Source organism: Cellulomonas rhizosphaerae (assembly GCF_003470205.1).
Classification (GTDB): domain Bacteria; phylum Actinomycetota; class Actinomycetes; order Actinomycetales; family Cellulomonadaceae; genus Cellulomonas; species Cellulomonas rhizosphaerae.
The window spans coordinates 1-5,523 of sequence record NZ_QWKP01000082.1 but is presented as its reverse complement, the minus strand read 5'-3'; the positions used below and the strand labels follow the sequence as shown (position 1 = coordinate 5,523).

The window sequence follows — 5,523 nt, the reverse complement described above, 5'->3', positions numbered from 1 at the left end:
GACCATGAAGGGCGTCACGGCGTACGCGAAGGTGCTCCGCTCGGCGTTCGCCGATCTGCACGCAGGCTGACGCGTCTGCCGTGGTGTAGCGCACGCCATATCTCTCGATGTGAAGAGATCTCCGCGTGGCGGATACCATCGACCGGGCGCTGTGGCCTACCCGATGCTGCAGACCGCGGTCGATGAGAGGAACCGGACCAGGTGGACCTGTTCGAGTACCAGGCACGAGACATCTTCGAGAAGCACGGCGTTCCCGTGCTCGGCGGCGTGGTCGCCACGACCCCTGACGAGGCCCGGGCGGGCGCTGAGCAGCTGCTCGGCGACACCGGCGGCGTCGTGGTCGTCAAGGCGCAGGTCAAGGTCGGCGGTCGCGGCAAGGCGGGCGGCGTCAAGCTCGCGCGCTCCGCGGACGACGCGGTCGAGAAGGCCACCGAGATCCTCGGGATGGACATCAAGGGCCACACGGTCCACCGCGTCATGATCGCCGCGGGCGCCAAGATCGCGCAGGAGTTCTACTTCTCCCTGCTGCTGGACCGCGCCGAGCGCCGCTACCTGGCCATGTGCTCGGTCGAGGGCGGCATGGAGATCGAGGAGCTCGCGGTCGAGCGCCCCGAGGCCCTGGCCCGCGTGGCCGTCGACCCCCGCGTGGGCATTGACCAGGCGAAGGCCGACGAGATCGTCGCCGCGGCCGGCTTCCCCGAGAAGACGACCCCGGAGATCGCTGCCAAGGTCGCCGACGTGCTGCAGAAGCTGTGGCTCGTCTACCGCGACGAGGACGCCACGCTGGTCGAGGTGAACCCGCTGGTCCTCACGGAGGACGGCGAGATCGTCGCGCTCGACGGCAAGGTCACGCTCGACGAGAACGCGGGCTTCCGCCACGCGGAGCACGCCGAGCTCGAGGACGCCGCCGCGGCCGACCCGCTCGAGGCGCGCGCCAAGGAGAAGGACCTCAACTACGTCAAGCTCGACGGCGAGGTCGGCATCATCGGCAACGGCGCCGGGCTCGTCATGAGCACGCTCGACGTCGTCGCGTACGCCGGCGAGAAGCACGGCGGCGTCAAGCCCGCCAACTTCCTCGACATCGGTGGCGGCGCCTCGGCCGAGGTCATGGCCGCGGGCCTGGACATCATCCTCACGGACCCGCAGGTCAAGTCCGTGTTCGTCAACGTCTTCGGCGGCATCACGGCGTGCGACGCGGTCGCGAACGGCATCGTCGCGGCGCTCGAGATCCTGGGCGACGAGGCCTCCAAGCCGCTCGTCGTGCGGCTCGACGGCAACAACGTCGTCGAGGGTCGCCAGATCCTCGCCGATGCCGGCCACCCGCTGGTCACCCTCGCGGACACGATGGACGGCGGCGCCGACAAGGCAGCCGAGCTGGCCAACGCCTGAGTCCCCTGACGATCTAGAGAGAAGCAGACACCACCATGGCCATCTTTCTGACCGAGGCATCCAAGGTCATCGTCCAGGGCATGACGGGCTCCGAGGGCACCAAGCACACCACGCGCATGCTCGCGTCCGGCACGTCCGTCGTCGGCGGGGTCAACCCCCGCAAGGCCGGTACGTCGGTCTCCTTCGGTGACGTCGACGTCCCCGTCTTCGGCTCCGTGTCCGAGGCCATCTCGGCCACGGGCGCCGACGTCTCCGTGATCTTCGTGCCGCCGGCCCACACCAGGGGCGCCGTCGTCGAGGCGATCGAGGCGGGCATCCCGCTCGTCGTCATCATCACCGAGGGCGTCCCGGTGGCCGACACCGCCGAGTTCTTCGCGCTGGCCCAGGAGAAGGGCGTGCGGCTCATCGGCCCCAACTGCCCCGGCCTGATCAGCCCCGGGAAGTCGAACGTCGGCATCATCCCGGCTGACATCACCGGTCCCGGCCGCGTGGGCCTCGTGTCGAAGTCCGGCACGCTGACCTACCAGATGATGTACGAGCTGCGGGACTTCGGGTTCTCGACGGCCATCGGCATCGGCGGTGACCCGATCATCGGCACCACGCACATCGACGCCCTCGCGGCGTTCGAGGCGGACCCCGACACCGAGGTCATCGTGATGATCGGCGAGATCGGCGGCGACGCCGAGGAGCGTGCCGCGGCGTACATCGCCGAGCACGTGACCAAGCCGGTCGTCGGCTACGTCGCCGGCTTCACGGCCCCCGAGGGCAAGACGATGGGCCACGCCGGCGCGATCGTCTCCGGCTCGTCGGGCACCGCGCAGGCGAAGAAGGAGGCCCTCGAGGCTGCCGGCGTCAAGGTCGGCAAGACGCCGTCCGAGACCGCCGCGCTCGCGCGGGAGCTGCTCACGCAGTCCTGATCCATCACGCGACGCCCGTCCGGCGCCCCTTTCCGGGGTGCTGGGCGGGCGTTCGTCTTTCGTCGTGCGCATCTGCTGTGATCTTCGTGCGGAGTCCTCGACGCGCCGGGCGGCCTGACGCACCATCGCGACCTCCGCGGCGACCATGGCACGGTGAGCCAGTCGCGTCCGTCGTCGGGGTCCGCGGTCGCCGACCGCGGACGCGCCGCAGGCCCCGGACGCGGGTCGCGTCGCCGCCGCACGGACACGGGCTCGGTGCCGATCACCGCCACGTCGCGTTCGGCACGAGCCACCGAGGCCCTGTCCGGCAGCGCGCTGGAGGGCGCCCCGCGCTGGGTCTCGGGCGTGCTCGCGGCGCTGCAGGCCGCCGTGCTGTCGCTGCTCGCGCTCGTCCTGCCGGCCATCGCGGCCTTCGTCGCGACCGCCGCGGACCCGTCCAACTCCGGCGTCTCGTGGTTCCGCGCGGTGCGCGTCGGCGGCTCGCTGTGGCTCGCGGGGCACGGCGTGCCGCTCGGGGTCGGCGGCGTGGGCGTCACGATCGTGCCGCTCGGCGTCACGGCGCTCGCGGTCTTCACCTGCTACGCCTCGGCCCGACGATCCGGTGTCCCGACGCTCACCGCCTACCTCGCCGGGATCGGCGGGTACGTCGCGATGGTGCTGGGCGTGGCGCTCGTCATCGGGACCAGCGCGTCCGGGCTGCTGCGCGGCCTCGCCGGCGCCGTGCTCGTCGCGGGCATCGGGATGGGTACCGGGCTCGCCGCACGCACCGACGCGCCCACGGTCCGGTCGGTCACGCGGCCGCTCTGGAGCCGGGTGCCGCGCGTCGTGCGCGTCGGGGCGACCGCCGGCACGATCGTCGCCGGCTCGCTCGTCGCGGTCGCCGCGGCCGTGACCGCGCTGTGGGTCGTCGCGGGGCTCGCGACGATCGGCGACGTGGTCGACGGCCTCGGGCTCGACCCGATCGGCGGCGCGGTGCTGGCGTTCGGCGAGCTTGCGTTCGCGCCCAACCTCGTCGTGTGGGCGATCGCCTGGCTCGCGGGGCCGGGCTTCGCGGTCGGCGCCGGCACGCACTTCGCGCCGCACGAGGTGCTCGCCGGGCCGATGCCCGCGGTGCCGATGCTCGGTGCGCTGCCGAGCAACACCCTGCCGGGCATCTGGAGCTTCGCGACGCCGGCGCTGCTGATCGCGCTGGGCGCACTCGGCGGCTGGTACGTGCACCGCCGGATCAGCGGCCCGCGCTGGTGGCACCCCGCGGTGGCGTGCGTCGCGCTCGCCGGGTTCGCGACGCTCGTGGTCACCCTGCTGGTCGTCGTCGCGTCGGGCGGGATCGGGCCGGGTCGGATGGCGCACGTGGGTGCGTCGGGTCTGATCGTCGGGCTCGCGGTCGCGTGGCCCGTGCTCGTCGGTGCCCTGGTCGTCGCGCTGCCCGGGGACCCGGTGTTCCGGGCTGCGGTGCGTGGCGCGACGTCACGCCGGGGCGAGGCCTGACGTCACGCCGGTGCTAGGCCTGACGGCTCAGCTGCCGGTGCGGGTGGTGAGCGACTTGCGCCAGTCCTCGAGCCCGTCCTCGAAGGTCTGGTTGCACTCCGCGGTCGCCGTGACCGTGAGGGCACCCGCGAGGCACTCCTCGCGGTCGGACTGGAGCGGCCAGAGCGCGAGCATGGTGATCGTGACGAACGCCCAGAACGCGGCGATCGCGATCCCGCCGGCGAGCATCGGCACGAGCGCGCCCCGCACGTGGGCGCGGGCGGCCGCGACCAGCGCGCGGATCGCGTAGACGATCGCGACGACGACGAACGGCAGCGCGACCGCCTGCCACGGCGCACGGATCGTGCTGAGCACGACTCCGGCCAGCAGGAAGATGCCGAAGTTCCGGGCGAGCTTGCGGGCGCGCTCGGCGCCCTCGGGGTCGGTCGGCACGGGCTCGGGGCGCTGCTGAGGCTGGCCGAGGCGGGGGTCGTGGCCCGGCTGGCCCGGCTGGCCGTGCTGCCCCTGCGGGCCCGGCTGGCCCAGCTGCTGCGGCGGGTACCACTGCGGGGCCGAAGGCGGGCCGGCCTGCGCAGCAGCCTGCGGCGGCGGGCCGGCGGGTGAGGAGCCCTGCGGGGGCGCTGCGGTGTCGTCGTCCGCGGGGCGGCGGCGATCCTCCGGCGGTGCGTACGGGTTGCTCACCCGGTCATTCTCACCCAGGAACTGCTTGCGGGTGGGCGAGCCTCGTCACGGCGGACGCGGGACGGGCGCAGGCCTGGCGCGGGCGGGCACGGACGGGCACAGCGATCGCTCCGCAGCCGAGGTCGGTAGGGTGCCGTCCGTGACCTCCGGACCCGGCACCTCGTCGTCCCAGCCCACGGCCCCCGCGCACGCGACGCGCTCGACGGGCCGGCTCGTCGTCCTCGTCTCCGGCACGGGCTCGAACCTGGCGGCCCTGCTCGCCGCGCACGAGGACCCGGCGTTCGGCGGGCGGGTCGTCGCGGTCGTGGCCGACCGCCCGGACATCAAGGCGCTCGAGATCGCGCACGCCGCGGGTGTGCCGACCGCCGTCGTCGCGCTACGCGACTTCGAGGACCGGGCCGCCTGGGACCGTGCACTCACGGAGGCGGTCGCGGTGTTCTCGCCCGACCTCGTGGTGCTCGCCGGGTTCATGAAGCTCGTCGGGAAGCCGTTCCTCGACAGGTTCGAGAACCGCATCGTCAACACCCACCCTGCGCTGCTGCCGTCGTTCCCCGGCGCGCACGGCGTGCGGGACGCGCTCGCGTACGGCGTGACCGTCAGCGGGTGCTCGGTGATCGTCGTGGACGGCGGGATCGACGCCGGCCCGATCCTCGCGCAGGAGGCCGTGCCCGTGCTGCCCGACGACGACGAGTCGAGCCTGCACGAGCGCATCAAGGTCGTCGAGCGCGCGCTGCTCGTCGACGTCGTCGGCCGCATCGCCCGCGACGGCCTGACGGTCGAGGGGCACCGCGCGCGCATCGGCTGATCCGGCAGCGCTGTGCGCGGACTGCGTGATTGCACCTGTGGTTGCACGACGCGCCGTGCGAACCGCGGCGTGTCGTTCAACCACGCATGCCGCGAGCGGAGTCAGTCCGCCAGGTGCTCGCGCCACCAGGTGGTCGTCGTGCGGATGGTCTCGTCCCACGGGGTCGGTGCGAGGCCGAGCGCCCGCTCGGAGGCGGAGGAGTCGACGACGAACGGCGCCTGCTGCTGGTAGGCCACGCGCACG

Annotated in this window: 5 protein-coding genes; 4 read left to right on the top strand and 1 reads right to left on the bottom strand. The window is 73.2% G+C overall.

The window, feature by feature from the left end:
• Positions 1-201: 201 nt before the first annotated feature.
• The 3 genes from sucC to D1825_RS01485 all read left to right on the top strand — a co-directional run bounded on the left by sucC (position 202) and on the right by D1825_RS01485 (position 3,794).
• Positions 202-1,389 (top strand): ADP-forming succinate--CoA ligase subunit beta, encoded by a 1,188-nt coding sequence (gene sucC, locus D1825_RS01495; protein ID WP_118765737.1) that lies wholly within the window; start codon positions 202-204, stop codon positions 1,387-1,389.
• A gap of 35 nt (positions 1,390-1,424) precedes the next feature.
• Complete coding sequence (sucD, locus tag D1825_RS01490; protein WP_118765736.1) at positions 1,425-2,306, top strand: succinate--CoA ligase subunit alpha; 882 nt, start codon at positions 1,425-1,427, stop codon at positions 2,304-2,306.
• A gap of 153 nt (positions 2,307-2,459) precedes the next feature.
• Positions 2,460-3,794, top strand: a complete 1,335-nt coding sequence (locus D1825_RS01485) for a cell division protein PerM (RefSeq protein WP_118765735.1) — start codon at positions 2,460-2,462, stop codon at positions 3,792-3,794.
• 27 nt (positions 3,795-3,821) lie between these two features.
• On the opposite strand, the gene D1825_RS01480 is transcribed toward D1825_RS01485, so the two are convergent.
• Positions 3,822-4,475 carry a hypothetical protein gene (locus D1825_RS01480; RefSeq protein ID WP_118765734.1) on the bottom strand — a complete coding sequence of 218 codons (654 nt, stop codon included), beginning with the start codon at positions 4,473-4,475 and terminating at the stop codon, positions 3,822-3,824.
• A gap of 139 nt (positions 4,476-4,614) precedes the next feature.
• Here D1825_RS01480 and purN point away from each other — a divergent pair, with 139 nt between their 5' ends.
• Entirely contained in the window at positions 4,615-5,280 is a 666-nt protein-coding gene (gene purN / locus D1825_RS01475) for a phosphoribosylglycinamide formyltransferase (RefSeq protein WP_199721455.1), read from the top strand.
• Positions 5,281-5,523 lie beyond the last annotated feature (243 nt).